This is a genomic window from Legionella sp. D16C41 (assembly GCF_048541585.1).
Classification (GTDB): domain Bacteria; phylum Pseudomonadota; class Gammaproteobacteria; order Legionellales; family Legionellaceae; genus Legionella_C.
In genome coordinates this window covers 1,767,937-1,783,615 of record NZ_CP183303.1, presented here as the reverse complement: position 1 = coordinate 1,783,615, position 15,679 = coordinate 1,767,937, and the positions used below count along the sequence as shown (strand labels likewise).

The window sequence follows — 15,679 nt, the reverse complement described above, 5'->3', positions numbered from 1 at the left end:
AAAGTGAAGTAGATTTCTAAGCAAAGGGAATATTAAATAGAAGAAGGTTGACTCGTCAGTATAATTGATAAATTTCTTTGCAATTACATAGTTTAAAAATGACCAAGATTTTTGTAGTTATTATAAGTAAATAATTTAGCACATTACCAAAATGTTTTTATCAAAAAAATAAAAAAATTTAAAACAAAAATAATTCTAACAAAAGTGGGAAAACAACATATGGGAAAATGGACTACATATTTCAAAGCTCATCAGAAAAGTAAACATCATCCACTTGTTGAAGAAGCTTACAAAAAATTTTCAGATGAAAGAAAGGTTAATCAGCAACCACTAAATGCATTAGATCTCGGATGTGGTTCGGGTAGAGATACCGTCTTTCTACTAGAAAAAGGATGCGATGTAACAGCGCTTGATGCAGAAAGTGAAGCAATTGAGATAACTCGTGCAAGAACTCGTCATAAAGCTGGGCATATAACTTTTATTTTATCTAAACTTGAAGAAATGCAACTTCCCAAGCAATACGATTTAATAAGTTCTAATTTAACTTTATCTTTTGTCGCTTCTAAACACTTCAGTGATGTATGGTCTAATATCGTTCAGCATATAGCATTTAATGGCCGCTTTTCTGGCCAATTCTTTGGAGATCAGCATGAGTGGGCCAATGCAGAGCAAAGTTTTTTTAGTTATGCAGAAATATTAAATTTATTTCGCTTAATGTTTGAAATTGAAATTCTAAAAGTATCTTTAACCAAAAGAGAAACTGTGTCAGATGGCATAAAATTATGGCATCAATATGATATTATTGCTTGTAAAAAGCACGGTCTCCAGAAAAACCTTTGACCATGAATCCAGCAATTTTTTTTAATAAAGATGGTGATATAGAGAAAGAACAACCGATATTAGAGCTGACAAATACAATATGAGTTTTTAAATAGTAAAAATGACATTAGTTTAGTTATGTCTGATTATAGAAAAGATGACAGCCAATAAAGCAATTAATTTATTGGCTATCGCCTAAATCTATAAACGCGTGAAAAGGTTATTTTAAATGATTGAAAAAATTCTAACCTCATGCGGATTTTTTAATAGCAAATCATCACTATCATTAACGAATTAAAAACAATATACAAAAATTAAGTACTGCTATATAGTAGGTCACTTCATTAAAGGACAGGACCTTAAGCATAATGGTTTGGGCAACAGCAAAGCAAGAATTTCTTAAGCAACTTGAAAACCACTTAAATTTATCTCTAGCTGTAAATAATCGCGAATTAAAGAACAAACTTCTTGATAATTATATAGTGATTAAAGGCCGAAAGCTTTTACGCGGACTTGAGGGCTTAAAAACTATTTTAAATAAAGAGAGTCATGAGTTATTACTATGTCTTTTAATTACAGCCACTCGTAGTATCGAAACACCTAATAATGAAAACCTTGCTGCTTTAAAAAGCCAGTATCAGCTTTTACAGCAATTACTAAATGAAACGAAAACCTATAACAAAGTGACTACAAGCGCTAATTTATTTTTTAATTCTATTTTCGCAGTTTCTGGTTTTCTAGCAAGTTTGACCGGTTTTGTGTTTATAAATACAGCGCTAGCAAATTTTACTAGCATAACTGCGGGAGCGATGGCACTAGCTATGGGTCCTTGGGGATTATTAGCATTAGGTATTGGTATTGCCATTATTGGTACAGCAATTGCGGTAATTTCAGCAACAGAAGCCTATGAAGACATACGTTTTCTTCAAGATAAGCAAGTCAAGGAAATAGGGGAACTTGTAAGCTTCCTAGAAAATCCTGAGACCGCGATTAATGAAGAAATACCTGAAGCTTCTAATTATTTAAGTTTAAGTAGTCGATAAAAATAAGATGCAAGGAGTAGCTTTTTTTATTCTAAAAAGCTTAATGCTTGCATTCTAAACTAAATTCGTTAAAGTATTGGCAGTGCCGTTTTTAACATAAGGAAATAATTATGAAATACTCATTAAGCAAAGGAATTTGTAGTGTATTTTTAGTATCTGCAATAGCAAGTGTGTATGCTGCACCAGTAACACCACCAACTACAACTACCAATTCAACTGCAAACGCACAAATTATGCAGTTAAATACACAAATTCAAAATCAACTTAAGCAAATGCAAGCACAAACTCAACAACAAATTTCTACATTAAATAATCAAATGCAGCAGCAATTAAAACAATTACAAGCTGATTTTCAAAGCCAGATACAGCAATTAAATACACAAAATCAAAACCAACTTCGTCAGGTTCAAGCTAATTTTCAACAGCAAATGCAGCAATTGCAAAAACAAATCAACCAGATTGGTAAAGTAGGTACTTAAGTATAATTACTATATAAAGCAACTAACTTCTTATGCGTTCATAATTTGGGCCAAAAGGCCCAATACCTACTTATTTAGCAGCCATTATAAGCCATGATATAATTCGCTGAAGAACCTTTGACTGCCTACTAATAAATAAATTTACACTTCAGTTAAATGAAGCATTTTATCAATACTATCTTTTAAATATTGAACCGAGGTAAACCCGGCAGTCAGTAAGATATTAAGAGCATCCATACTTCGCTTACCAGATTGGCAATAGATAATAATGTTGTCATTAAACGATAATTCATTTAAGCGCTGTGTTAACTGTGCTAATGGAATGTTTTTGCCCCCTATATTTTGTATTGCATGCTCTTCCTCTGAGCGAACATCCAGTAAGATTATTTTCTTATTTTGTTGCAAATTGGTAAGTAGTTGGTTTGCGCTGATGGCATAATCTCGTAAATTAATATTTTGTAGCGAGGGTATAGCTATCGAGATATCACTTAAAAATTGTTGGTGAATGCATAATTGACATTCAGGATTTTGCACAAGCTTAATTTCTTTAAATACCATAGTTAAAAGATCGACAACTAATAATCGTCTTTCTAATGAGTTACCAATTTTAAGTATCCACTTAATAATTTCTGCTGCTTGAATGCTCCCTAATATACCTGGTACGACACCAAAGACGCCAGCCTCGTTACAGTTTAAAGTCACTTTACTATTATTAGCAGGAACAGGAAATAAGCAGCGCAGACAAGGACCACGTTGGCCAAAAAATACTGCACTATGACCTTGAAATTGCGCAGCACTAGCATAAACATAAGGTCTTGATAGAGCAAAACAGAAATCATGGACTAAATAACGAGTAGAAAAATTATCAGAGCCGTCAGCAACAATATCATATTGACTAATTAATTCAGCAGCATTGTCAGTAGTAATTTTTTCAGAATAAGTATGTACGGTAATTAAAGGGTTAAGTGCTATAATTTGTGCTAAAGCGGCTGATGTTTTTGGTAATGTAACATGCGATGTACGATAAAGTACCTGCCGATGTAAATTACTCACTTCTACCACATCGTCATCGACTATGCCTATTGTGCCTACACCCGCTGCTGCTAGGTAAAGTAATAAAGGCGAACCTAAGCCGCCTAAGCCAATACATAACACACGAGCATTTTTAAGTTTTTCTTGGCCTGTAAGACCAATTTCTTTTAACTTTATTTGCTGCGCATAACGTTCTAATTCCATATTAGAAAGGGAATGATTAAGCATAGTTTAGCTCTTTTATTGTAGTTAGAAGTTGTTGGGTTATCGCTTCGGGATTAGCGGCTTTAGTGATGGCTGAGATAAGCGCAATTCCTTCAACTTTACTTTTACAAATTTCAGCTAATTTTGCAAAGTTTATTCCTCCAATAGCTACTAATGGATAATGAAGGGTACGCCGCCAGCGCTCTAATTGTTCGATCCCTTGTGGTTTAAACAGCATGATTTTACTGGTTGTTGGATAAATAGGGCCACAGGCAATATAGGAGGGTCTGATTGTATGCGCTCTTGCTACTTCATAATAGCAATGAGTACTTAAACCTAAATATAAATCTGATTGATAAATCGTAGCAATATCAGCTTTTTTTAAATCCTCTTGGCCAAGATGAATACCAATGGCGCCAAAACGAATCGCAAGTTCCCAATAATCATTAATAAATAGTGTTGCCCCATATTTTTTTGCCAAAGCAATACTGGCTTTAATTTCTTTCTCTAAGTCGGCTTTTTTCTTATTTTTAATGCGCAATTGAATACATTTTACACCTTGAGGTAATAATTTTTCTAACCAATGGCTACTATCAACCACTGGATATAAACCTAGTTCGCATTGTCTGAAAGGCTTAGGTAAATTTAATAAAGGATTGGGAGAAAGATAGGGAAGATCAACTTCTTCTTCTGGCCAGCCACCATGAACTAATTTAGCCGTATGTTGATTAAGTGCTAGGGCTTGCCGAATGCCACGATTAATATACATTTTGGCAATGACAAGTGCATCTTTTAAGCTATAGCTTAAAGCAAGGCACGCTGCAATAACCGAAGAAAGCATACAACCAGTGCCACGATAATTTTTATTAACTGATCGTTGATTAGCAAGCCAAAATGATTCTTGCCCATTACTCCAATAATCCTGGCTAAACAGGCTATCGTCGACATGCCCGCCTTTAATAAGCACGCTTTTAGCGCCTAAGGCTAGGAAGGTTTTAGCAGCTTTCTCGATAGCTTGATAAGTATTAAGCGAACAATTTAAAAGTATTTCTGCTTCTAAGCGATTCGGCGTAATTACCGTGGTATAAGGAAAGAGTTTTATTAAATTTTCTAAATAAAGTTTTTTATCTGCAAGCATTAAAGGACTTCCAGCAGACGCATTGAGCAGGGGATCTAAAACGACATATCCTGCATAGGTTTTTAAAAATTGCGCAATTTTTTCTTGGGTAGCTAGCGTTCCTAACATACCTATTTTAATGGCCTGTGGTTTAAAGGTTTGGTATAAAGTTGCACATTGGATTGCAACATGCTCACTTGAAACAGGTGCAATAGCAGTAAGGCTTTCACTATTTTGGGCCGTGACTGCCGTAATAACTGCACAAGCATCAACTTGCAAATTTCTAAAAGTTTCTAAGTCAAGGTAGGTGCCAGCAAGTCCGGCTGGATCAACGCCAGCAATAGACCAGACTATTGGTTTTTTCATCTATTCTCCTGGTGCCAAAAAGGGGTATCGATTAAAGACGTGCTTGGTTTGGCCATATTTCTCTCAATCATGAGACCTGCTTGAAAACCTAGATGTCCAGCTATAACAGCATGGCAGAAAGCGTTAGCCATTGTCACCGGAGAAGTTGCAAGGGCTACGGCAGTATTTAATAACACCCCATCAAACCCAAGCTCCATCACTGCGGTAGCATGAGAAGGTTTACCGAGTCCTGCATCAACAATTAAAGTAGTCTTTGGTAGGCGATGGCGTAGGGTTTCCAAAGCATAAGGGTTCATTAATCCTTTCCCTGAACCAATCGGTGCTGCCCAAGGCATTAAAATATCGCAACCTATATCTACTAATTTTTGACAAATAACTAAGTCATCCGTGCAATAAGGAAAAACAATAAAACCTTCATTAATTAAAATTTTAGCGGCTTTAATTAATTCAATAGGGTCAGGCTGTAAATTATAATCATCTCCAATGACTTCTAATTTTACCCAGTTAGTGGCAAATAATTCTCTTGCTACATGCGCGGTATTGATAGCCGTTTTGGCATCTCGGCAACCGGCCGTGTTTGGTAGTAAATGGCAGTTTAATTTTTTTATCATTTGCCAAAAAGTATTATTATCGGGCGCGTGAGGTGCTTGGCGTTTTAATGATAGTGTAATGACTTCAGTTTGCGACGCATCAATAGCTTGTGCTACGGTGTCTAAGGAAGGATAGCAGGCTGTTCCTAATAGCAGGCGACTTTGTAATGTTTTTCCAGCTAAATTCCACATCCTCAACCCCCTTGCATGGGAACAATAATATCTATCCGGTCATTAGGTTTTAAGGTTATCGTTTGATAGGCATTGCGTGGAACAAACTCATTATTTAAGGCCACAGCGAAATGCTCATCAGTTTGATTATTAGCTAGTAGAAAATCGTGTAATGATTGAATAGATGCAAGCGTGCACAGTTGATTATTAAGGTAGATGTTAATCATAATTAATTTCCCAAATTTCTGGATAATGAATGGTTTGGAGATTGGTCTTTAAAGCGCGTAAAATGTCTGCAGCAAGAGCCGGCGCTATTAAAAATCCATGCCGATAAAGTCCGTTGACAGCAATTAACCCCTCGGTATATTTAATGCGCGGTAAATGATTAAGCAAGGCTGGTCGGCAATGAGTTGAGGTTTTTATAATACGTGCTTCAGCAAAACCTGCATGTACGTAATAAGCGGCCGTTAATAGTTCTAAGGTTGTTTGAACTGAAATAGGACTATAATCTTCGGCTTCAATTTCGCTGGCACCAATAAGATAAATATCATCAGGTCGTGGCACTATATATAAATTATAGCGAGGATGGAGAAGACGAACTGGTCGTTGTAAGTTCACTTCAGGCGCATGTAACCAAATTAATTCACCGCGTACGGCGCGTAAGTCTGGAAAAACAAGCTTGGCTCCCAACCCTCGACAATCAACAACTAAATCAAAGCGATGCCTACCTGTTAAACCTGTGTCAATTAATTTTGGTTTAATCGCTACAACAGTGGTATTGGTAACATACTTGACATCTTGGGTTAGCAAATAGGTTTTAAGTGCAGCCATGATGGCTTGACTATCAATCTGCGCTTCATCAGGAAAATAATAAGCTTGCTTAAATTTATCAAGCTCAGGCTCAAGCTTCACTAATTGCGCAGCTGTTAAGAGGTGCAAATAAGTGTTAGTTTGGTTAAAGTATCTAGCTATCCGCCGATTAAAATGCTGCCATTCAGCCTCATCTTGTGGATGACAAAGCATAACACTCCCTTGGTGTTTAAAATAAATATTGGCTGATAATTGGTTAATAATAAGTGGCCAGCCGCTATGGATGGTTTCTTGGCCTAGACGAAAAATTAAGAAGTCGGCTTTATCTAATTCTGAAAAGGGTGTTAATAAACCTGCTGCCGTTAAACTACAATTAGACTTCCCTGTAGTTTGGTCAAAAAGGGTAACTTGCCAGCCGGCATTCTGTAATGCTAAGGCTAACAAGCTTCCCATAATTCCCATGCCAACAATCCCTACTTGCATGATTAGCCTGCAAGGCAACTGGCAATCGGTGCTAAATCAGCGTGAGGAGTAGTCGGTAAAAATTGATTAGTGTAGCATTCGTCTAGCGCAAATTTATCATCAATAATATTAAGATGTTTAGTGTAGCGGCCGACTTTATGCCAGTCTTTGTCAATATTAAGTAAATTACGCGAGAAAAAAGGTAGCGTGCGCATAAAAATCTTTTGATACATAGGTGTTCGCAAAGCAGGTTTTGCTTGGCATAATAATTCATAGGCTTTTTCAGGTTGTTCTGTAGTGAAAGCTGCTCCTCGTTGAGTAGCTTTAAGAAAACCCTGCACTAATTGAGGTTGGCGTAGTGTTTGCTCGGGCACAATAAATTGAATGGAGCAAAAACAACAGCAACCCAGGCCTGCTAATTCATCCAGGCGCAAAAAGATTGTTTCACCGCGTAAATGTTCTAGTTCTACTTGCTGAAAATTAATAAAGCCAATTCCGGTGTCAATGATATCGCGACAAATAGCATCGGTAACATTCATACCAATACGAATGGTTTGATAACTCGTAGGTTCAATTCCAGCAAGGTTTGCTAAATCATCAATGATTCGTTTGCCAAATTCACCAATATAGCCAACGCGTTTGCCTTTAATATCGGCAAAAGAGCGAATGCCACTAGATTTTAAAGCAATGAGTCCTGTAGGGGGTTCATCAAGCAAGGTGCCAATCGAGGTAACAGGATAACCTTTAGCTCGTGCTGCAACGGTATGAATCATCGCTTTTACACCAAAATTAACACTACCTAAGCCCACTAATTCAGTGACATCACTAGGATCAGCTGGCTCTAAAATCGCTAGTTTAATATCCTCATGAAGGTAAAAGCCTAACTGCTGTGCTACGATAATGGGTGTGTGATAAGGATTCGTATACCAATTGAGTAATAACGTGGTTCTAGATTTGAGTGCTGACATAACCATAACTCCCTCTATTAAAGTGAATAATATTGGAGATGGCAAAAGGGAACCTATCCTAAGAATAAAGGATATGGATTTTTTGAAGGCGTCCTTACGCTGATATGAATCAGATCAAGTTCGACGGGTAACTCTCAGCCGGTTTTCCGACACCCCGCGCCATCTAACAAACACTATGCTAGATTTTAATTTCTAACTTGTCAACTTGTTAAAGCAGGCTAGGTTTTATACACCTTACATGATAACTTTTTAGGCCACCCATTAATTTTTAAATAAATGGTTAACTAGTTACTACAATGCGTTTATTTTTCGGCAACCAAGTTATCTAATTTTTCAATTATTGATCTTTTTAAAAGCTAACTTGACAATAAGGTTAATTTTATGCCATTATGCAAAATTTGCTACTATTGTGTATTTAAATAATCCTATAGCTTAACCATTAATGTAGTAACGGTCTATAGTAAAAATAAGATTAATTACATACACAATAATTTTTAGTCTAATAAGAGTTAAGGTAATTAATAATGTTTCGATATAAAAATAAATCTTTATCACGAGTTGAGTCTTTCATTGAAGATGAACATGGCGTTACTTATTTTCCAATTGCAAAGCCTTCAGCGGGGTTTAGTGCGGATAATCGTTTTTTTGGACGAATTAACGAAAAAAATTTTCTTGTTAAACGTCCTAAATACTACGATAAATTTGGTGAGTTTAATGCACAACAAATTAAACAAATTGATAAGGCCCAGGAAGAAAGTTATAGACTTGAATGTGAAAGATGGAATTTAGTTTATCCTAATAATAAAGCGTGTTTATTTACCGAAGACGGTTTGCGATTAGTTCTACCTTGCTTGCCTGGTAAAAATTTAAGTGAATGTCTGAGTGACGATGAACTTATTCGCTGTAAACAGCTACTTAGCGTGGCTTATGCTATTCAGAAATTTCATAATTTAGGTTTTACGTATACTGATTTTAATCTTGATAACGTATTACTTGAGGAAAAATCAGAAGGTGTTTTTCAAGCTTATCTAATCGATTTTAATGACCTTGATACGCTTAAAGACCATATGGGTGCTAAGCAAGAGCTTTGCGCGATTAGCCACCTACTTCCCGGCGCCGATTGGCATTTGCAATTTAATTCAAGTGAAAAGCTCATTAGCTATTTAACTGATAAAATAGAGCAATTAGAAAACTGTCCACAAGAAAGAAGTGACTTTGGCCTTTAAGCAACTTAGCTTTTGGTACCCTTAGGATGCCAAAAGCTAGTAATAGAAAAAAATTAGCTCTATGCAATTTACATTTTTTCCTAAGTGATTAGTTTAAGTTTTTAAGGTTAACTTAGGAAAGGAATTCAAGAGCAAGCTATATAATTAATTCTTAACGCGCCAACGCCTTACAGCCAAAGTTTAATTTTTTTACCATTTTTGCACTTTTTGATTAAAAATAATTCAATTTTAATACTCACTTAATAATTTTCCTATATTATAAAAGCTTAAGCAATAGCAAAATAAATGCTATAGCTGGTGATTTTTAAAGCTATGAATTGTGATTTATTAAATGATGTAGACTATGAAAGACATTAAAAAGATTATTCTTATTGCTTTTAATTTACTCCATAATCCCACTTTTGAGAAATTAAGCTTTGACGATCAACTAGCCGTGTTAGGTATTGCAACGATTAATACTTATAAGGCAGTTAAAAAGGCACGGCCGGACGCCTACGTTATTGTCGCTTGGCGAGAACGGGGACTTTGTAATCAACTTGCGCTAAGTCAAGAGAATGTTGACAAACTTATAGATATATTAGGCAGGATAACCCAGCAAAAAGACCTTTTAATTATTGCAGGTAGTATTATTTCGCAAAAAAAAGTTATAGTTTCTGAAAAGCAAGACAAGCTAATGGAGGTTAAGGATGCGTATAACCAGTATCAATTTGTTGAGACGCTAGAAAAGGCTAAAAACTATAGTTTCTCTTTTCTAGATCACAAAAACCAATTTAACCTCATAAGTAAAGAAGCACAATTTTTTAAAATTAAGCACACTAGTTTATTTTTTAAAGATGGTGCAAAAGTATACCGAAGACATAAAATTGCCCCTTGGGAAGAAATTCCTAGAAATGTGGAAAAACCCCATGCTTACACGCTTAAGAAGCAAGAGCTTATTTATACACTAGATGAGGAAAATCATAAAACTATTGGAGTAGAAATGTGTTTTGAGCATAACTTAGGTTTAATGCAACATGCCGTTAAAAATCAAATGATACCTGCACCAACCATACACCTTATTATTGCGGACTCCAATACGCTGATGCCTGAACATGCCTGTGGTGATTATACGGTACGCATTGATTCTGATCCGGATGATTCCATTAATTTTGGCATGAAACCAAACGCTAATAATGAGTTTCTTGAAGTCTATCAAGTTAACCCTTATCAGTATCAGAATCCTGTTTTTGTGAAAATTGTGCCGCAAATTTATAACTCAATGGAGAATTTAGTTGCCGAAGCGCCGGGCCGACAGGATGGAGTAGAACTTAAATTATAATTTAGTTAACTGTCTTAGTCGCTAAGTTTGCTCTATTTTTTTGAAATGTAAGGGTTACCAGCAATATAAAAGCGAAAAGGTTTTTCTGCCCATTCTTTCGCGTAAGCCACACCAATGCGGGGTCGACTAACGATGGTAAAATTGGGTGCATCATTTGCGCAGGCTACATATAAATTATCACTTAGTAAATCATGGCCATTTAAGGTTTTATTAATCTGCATTGCTTTACAAAGGAGGCCCGGGCCTTGCGTACGTTCCGTAAGATTTTTTATAGGTTCAAGCGCTCGAATTAAAACCGCCGAACCGTAACCTGCTTCGCGCGTTACGACATTCATACAATAATACATACCGTAAATTAAATAGACATAGGCATAACCTGGTGGACCATACATGATAGTGGTGCGTGGGGTTATACCTTTTGAAGCATGGGAAGCTAAGTCGTGCGGACCAATATAGGCTTCAACTTCGACTATTTTGCCTATTTTTTCTTGACCATCTACCACATGAATTAAGTAGGTGCCCAAAAGTTGCTTCGCAACGGTTAAAGTATCATTGGCATAAAAATCGCGACTGAGTTTTATCATTTATTAAAAAAATTTTCTATTAAAGCTAATTAGGTTAGCAGTATATAAGTCTTCATGTTTAAATCAATTTATTTAATAGCTTTTAAGGTTAACTTAGTCGATTCCACAATCCAGTTTCAATTTCAACTTGTTCATGGGGATCTTTAATGGTCGTATTAGTTTTGTCTAACCTTCCATAATGATGAATAGCATAGAGAGTGATACCTAAATCATCCATTATATCGCCATGCTCGAGCCCCTCATTTGCTGTTGCTTTTAATAGTTTTCTCAACATGCGCGCATGGTTTGGTTGATTATGAACACTTATTTCGCCTTGATATTTTTTCACTAAATCTGTCTTAAATTGGGAAATGGCATGACACTGCTTTCCTTCCATAACAGGCATAATTTTTTCAATTTCTCTTGCCAACTGTATTTCAGATAATCTAGCTTCTGAGAAGGCTTGCACCAAGCAAATTAAAGCAGCTTGCGCGCCCATATTATCATAGCGCTGCCGTTCAGCCCTACGCCAGAATTTTAAAACGCTAGGTTTGTTATCCGCAACTAACTTATTAATCTTTTGTAGTTTAGTTTTCCAGCTTAATTGATCATTATTGATAATTAAATAAAGTTTTGCTTTATTTTCTAATTCAAAATGCTGATGTCGCTTTGGCCAATTCCAAAATGCGAGCACAAAAGGTTTTTTGGGTGCATCAGTAGTAGAGTCTATGCTCTTTAAGAAAATATTAGATTTATCAGCGTCGTTAAGTTGATTAAGTGGTTTATGAGCATCTGCCCAGTTCCAAGTATTTATACTTTTTGCACCTTGCAACAAATTTTGTATTGATAATTGGGTAATATTAAGGTCGGTAGGTAGAAATAGTTTTTGTAACCTTTGCAGTTGTAAGTTAGGTTCACCTAGAAGGTATTCTGGCCTAAAATACAATTCTTTTTGCAATTCTTCTAAGGCCGTGCGTAATTGTTCTTGTGTAGCATAATAATAACGGGTTAAATACTGAAAATCTATTTTTATTTGCTCAAGTTTTTCAGGATTTTTTTTGAATTGTTTTTTCAGCTGTTTATGCTCATTAATTGCTTGCTGGTATAAATGATTTAATTGTAAAAATCCTGTTTTAATTTGCAGCGTTTTATCAAATAAACTTTTGTCATCTAGGGTAATAATAGCTTGAATTTTATTATTCATTTTTAAAAATAAATCATTAAAATTCGCTAGCTTATTATCAACTAGAAAAGCTCTATAGGGATAAAGGTTATGTTCTATTCCTAGATTTATTATTTTAATAAAATTTATTGCAGAAGGAGGCATTAAGCTTGCTAAATGCTTGATAATTCTGATTGCTTCTTCAGAACCTTTAAAGTCAAAATCTTGCATCTTAGCGTAATCTTTAACGTCTTTTCCTTTTTGTATAAATTGATTAATCACCTTATGAAGATCTTCAAATAAGGTATCAATATAATCCTTAACCTCAATATCTGGTAACTCAGAAATATTTATTTTTACTGTTTCAAATTGCTCAACTAAACTTTTTAAGACATGATGCAGTTGGTAATCGTCTGTAGAAATTAATTTCAACCTATCAATGGCAAATCCAAGGTAACAACTATATTTTGCTTGCGGTGTTTGACTATTAGTAATGACTTTATTTTCTTCGTCTTCAATATATTTCTTTGCTTTGATAGCGAGTTGTTTTTCCAGTTCTTGTGTGTTTTTACGTACTTCGGGTGGTGTGGCAATCGTTAATTGCTTATCAAAATACGGAATAATTGCACCAGCTCCTACTTTACTTAATCCCTCTTTGCCATACGTGGCACAATTATTAGTAACAATCTTATAGTCATTAATAATTCTAAATGTCTTTTTGTTGGTAGAACTAGATACTTCTACTTGAGGATATTTTCCTAGCGTATTGGCTGCCCATTGATAACCCGCGTCAAAATTAAGCTCAGCACCTGGACGATTACATTTTATTATGGTTTCTTCACAACGAGCGAATTTTTTGCCTTTACCTACTAGGGAGCGATCATGCTCTAAATCGACAAAATAACCTTTAGCCGTATCGGTAATGGCTGGAAAGCCACAGCGGTTTAAAAAATTACCTATAGTAGATTTAGGTTGATTTGGAAAAACATAAAAGCCTAAATAAACGCGGTCATTTTTATTGCGATAAAATTCTATTGTAGTATGGCCACCTGAAGGAATACCAAATAATTGACGATGTTCCTCTTCGTCACTTTCAGAAGCATACCAGGTTCTAATAATAATAGAATTTTCTAATTTCTTTTCTGAAATTTTTTCAATTTCTGTTTGAACTTGGGTAAGTTGTGCACCAAGAATACTTTTAAATTGAGTTAAAGCGTTATCTATAGCTTGGTAATTAGTTTGAAATTCATCCTCTTTTGTTTGGCCTATATTCTTTTTAAATCTACTTTCTTGAACTAGGTAGCGTTTTCCTTTAGTAGCAGAAACAATTTTTTGTATTGCATCGATGTATTGCCACTGCTTTTCTATCACTTGCTTCTTTTGTAAAAGTTTTTCCTCTTTTTCATCTTCTGATTCATCAGCAAAGGAAAGGTTGAGGTTAGAATCTATTTTTGCAATAGCTTGCAAAAACGCATTAATATCAAATTTTGCCAAATTATCTGGAAATTGTTCTATAATGCTCCTACCTGCCTGGCTTAAGTAAGTGTTACCTAATTTATAGAATGGTTCTAAGCTTTGATTAAAAGAATCCAAAAACTCAGCAATAACGACTTCAGCCGTAACCGATTGTTTCGGTTTTTCTATCTTATCAAACGAGATGGTAATTATAGGCTGAGTCGTAGCAGGTCTAGCGACACTCTGAATAAACGGTTGGCTTTCAGGTTCTATTTGCAATTCTAAGGGTTCTTCAGTAGCTTTAACTTCAAAGAGTGCTTCTTCTTCTTTCTCTTGTTTATTTTCTTCTTTTCTTAGCAAGACCTCGGGTTCGCCAACTCTCTCCTCATAAGGCTCATAAGAGTAAATGTAGTCTTCTCTTAAATTTTTTGCTGGAGTAGGCTTTTTAGCTTCACTTTTCAATAATTTAGCTCTAATGTCTTTGTACGCTTTATTAGCTTTTTGCTTATTTATATCAAATTCATAATGTTCATCACCTACAATGATATGCGAGCACATGACATGAATTTCTGAGTCTGCTGGCTCAGCACAGTCTGTTATCTTTTGTTTGATTTCTTGAATCAACGATTCATCCTCGACTTCAAAGGAGCGAAACTCATATTTATCCTTTCTGTCAGGAATTTCTATATAAAGAGAAATTTTCATGATAGCTTGCTAGATTTTAAACATTTAGGCCTATATATTGATTATACGCGCTAAAACTTAAGCAAGTATTACCGAACGTATTTATCTAACTTTTAGATTATTGTTTTTCTTTCAAACTTCCCTATAATCCTTTCTCTTTTAATATCATAGATTTACCCTTATGCCGAATACTGAGCAAGTTATTCCTAATCAAAATTTTCCTTCAAAAAATTCACTAAATTTAGCTGTGATAATCTCATGGACTACTCTAACCCATGCCTATGCTCATCCTTTTGGTACGGCATTTAATCGCTACCAAATAGACAGAACAAAAATCTCTACCTGGAATGATGTATCGAAGGTTATTTTTTTACATCAACACAATGCTTCTTGGGCGACAAAAATTAAGTCGCTATATCTTAGTTTCTACAGCGCAGGCTTTTACAAATTGTTAGCAAGAACATTCAAATACGGTGGGCAACCTATCGTATTTGAATGTTTAGAGAGTTTAATGAATGAAGAATTAACAACAAAGTTAGGGGATAAGCGTAAACCGCTACTACAAGCAACAGCCGGAGCCGCTATCGGTGTATTAGAATTACCTTTTCTGCATCCATTAGATACGATTAAGTTAAAACGGCAAATAGGCAATAACATTCCTGTTTTAGAATTAATAAAACAAGAAAGGTGGGCGCTCTATAATGGCTGGGCTTTAGCGGGATTTAAAAATATTTTAAGCTTATCCACTTTCTTTGGCGTTACTGCTGCTACCAAACTTATGCTTGAACAAAAAGAAGGGAAAGCCACTTTCTTTCAAACCCTTTTACTCTCTTCCACCATGGGAGCGGTAGCAGATGCGTTGGTGACCAACCCATTGAGTGTCATTAAAAAAAGGCGTCAGGTGCAAAGTAATCTATCAGCATTTTCTATTTTTAAAGAATCGATAAGGAATGAAGGCATTAGCGTTTTATACCGAGGCGCTTTTTTTAAAGCGGCTCAATCTGTGGCTAGGAAAGCATTGCCGCTTGCGGCCACCCAATATGTGGTTGATGAATTAACCCATAAAGTAGAGCCTTGCAAACCTAGATAATGATTAATACGTGTTATTAAATTTTTTTATTGGTAATCTGCAATGGTGGATTTTAATAACAGGTTATCTTGCTAGCAATAAATTGTTTTAATTTGATCTAATTGGTTAAATTTAGATATA

Annotated in this window: 14 protein-coding genes and 1 riboswitch; of the genes, 6 read left to right on the top strand and 8 right to left on the bottom strand. The window is 35.4% G+C overall.

Features of this window, described 5'->3' with window-relative positions:
- Positions 1 to 219 precede the first annotated feature (219 nt).
- From ACNVED_RS07845 to ACNVED_RS07835, 3 genes are all read left to right on the top strand, one after another.
- Positions 220 to 840: a class I SAM-dependent methyltransferase gene (locus tag ACNVED_RS07845; RefSeq protein ID WP_419418470.1), complete on the top strand. Its 621-nt coding sequence runs from the start codon at positions 220 to 222 to the stop codon at positions 838 to 840.
- Positions 841 to 1,187: 347 nt separating this feature from the next.
- The gene (locus ACNVED_RS07840; RefSeq protein ID WP_419418469.1) at positions 1,188 to 1,862 is read left to right on the top strand and encodes a hypothetical protein; all 675 of its coding nucleotides are present in this window, start codon (positions 1,188 to 1,190) and stop codon (positions 1,860 to 1,862) included.
- A 110-nt stretch (positions 1,863 to 1,972) separates the two neighbouring features.
- Positions 1,973 to 2,341, top strand: a complete 369-nt coding sequence (locus ACNVED_RS07835) for a hypothetical protein (RefSeq protein WP_419418468.1) — start codon at positions 1,973 to 1,975, stop codon at positions 2,339 to 2,341.
- 141 nt (positions 2,342 to 2,482) lie between these two features.
- On the opposite strand, the gene ACNVED_RS07830 is transcribed toward ACNVED_RS07835, so the two are convergent.
- The 6 genes from ACNVED_RS07830 to ACNVED_RS07805 are packed head-to-tail and all read right to left on the bottom strand — an operon-like array spanning position 2,483 to position 8,061.
- A complete protein-coding gene (locus ACNVED_RS07830) occupies positions 2,483 to 3,601 on the bottom strand; it encodes a ThiF family adenylyltransferase (protein ID WP_419418467.1) in 1,119 nt (372 codons plus the stop codon).
- Positions 3,594 to 5,060: a thiamine phosphate synthase gene (gene thiE, locus ACNVED_RS07825; RefSeq protein WP_419418466.1), complete on the bottom strand. Its 1,467-nt coding sequence runs from the start codon at positions 5,058 to 5,060 to the stop codon at positions 3,594 to 3,596. Before thiE ends, ACNVED_RS07830 begins: the two co-directional genes overlap by 8 nt.
- Positions 5,057 to 5,842 carry a thiazole synthase gene (locus ACNVED_RS07820; protein WP_419418465.1) on the bottom strand — a complete coding sequence of 262 codons (786 nt, stop codon included), beginning with the start codon at positions 5,840 to 5,842 and terminating at the stop codon, positions 5,057 to 5,059. Before ACNVED_RS07820 ends, thiE begins: the two co-directional genes overlap by 4 nt.
- A gap of 2 nt (positions 5,843 to 5,844) precedes the next feature.
- Positions 5,845 to 6,048, bottom strand: coding sequence for a sulfur carrier protein ThiS (gene thiS, locus ACNVED_RS07815; protein ID WP_419418464.1), 204 nt, complete (start codon positions 6,046 to 6,048; stop codon positions 5,845 to 5,847).
- Positions 6,041 to 7,114, bottom strand: a complete 1,074-nt coding sequence (locus tag ACNVED_RS07810) for an FAD-dependent oxidoreductase (protein WP_419418463.1) — start codon at positions 7,112 to 7,114, stop codon at positions 6,041 to 6,043. The genes thiS and ACNVED_RS07810 overlap by 8 nt, the downstream gene beginning before the upstream one ends.
- Before the next feature lie 2 nt (positions 7,115 to 7,116).
- Positions 7,117 to 8,061: an ABC transporter substrate-binding protein gene (locus tag ACNVED_RS07805; protein ID WP_419418462.1), complete on the bottom strand. Its 945-nt coding sequence runs from the start codon at positions 8,059 to 8,061 to the stop codon at positions 7,117 to 7,119.
- A 74-nt stretch (positions 8,062 to 8,135) separates the two neighbouring features.
- Positions 8,136 to 8,228: riboswitch (TPP riboswitch) on the bottom strand.
- Between the two features lie 357 nt (positions 8,229 to 8,585).
- Here ACNVED_RS07805 and ACNVED_RS07800 point away from each other — a divergent pair.
- Both ACNVED_RS07800 and ACNVED_RS07795 read left to right on the top strand, forming a co-directional pair.
- The gene (locus tag ACNVED_RS07800; protein WP_419418461.1) at positions 8,586 to 9,287 is read left to right on the top strand and encodes a lipopolysaccharide kinase InaA family protein; all 702 of its coding nucleotides are present in this window, start codon (positions 8,586 to 8,588) and stop codon (positions 9,285 to 9,287) included.
- 343 nt (positions 9,288 to 9,630) lie between these two features.
- The gene (locus ACNVED_RS07795) at positions 9,631 to 10,605 is read left to right on the top strand and encodes a hypothetical protein (protein ID WP_419418460.1); all 975 of its coding nucleotides are present in this window, start codon (positions 9,631 to 9,633) and stop codon (positions 10,603 to 10,605) included.
- Positions 10,606 to 10,637: 32 nt separating this feature from the next.
- On the opposite strand, the gene ACNVED_RS07790 is transcribed toward ACNVED_RS07795, so the two are convergent.
- Both ACNVED_RS07790 and ACNVED_RS07785 read right to left on the bottom strand, forming a co-directional pair.
- A complete protein-coding gene (locus ACNVED_RS07790; RefSeq protein WP_419418459.1) occupies positions 10,638 to 11,189 on the bottom strand; it encodes a DNA-3-methyladenine glycosylase in 552 nt (183 codons plus the stop codon).
- Between the two features lie 88 nt (positions 11,190 to 11,277).
- Positions 11,278 to 14,490, bottom strand: coding sequence for a hypothetical protein (locus tag ACNVED_RS07785; protein WP_419418458.1), 3,213 nt, complete (start codon positions 14,488 to 14,490; stop codon positions 11,278 to 11,280).
- A 160-nt stretch (positions 14,491 to 14,650) separates the two neighbouring features.
- Between ACNVED_RS07785 and ACNVED_RS07780 the strand changes: the two genes are divergently transcribed.
- Positions 14,651 to 15,559 carry an MC/SLC25 family protein gene (locus ACNVED_RS07780; protein ID WP_419418457.1) on the top strand — a complete coding sequence of 303 codons (909 nt, stop codon included), beginning with the start codon at positions 14,651 to 14,653 and terminating at the stop codon, positions 15,557 to 15,559.
- Positions 15,560 to 15,679 lie beyond the last annotated feature (120 nt).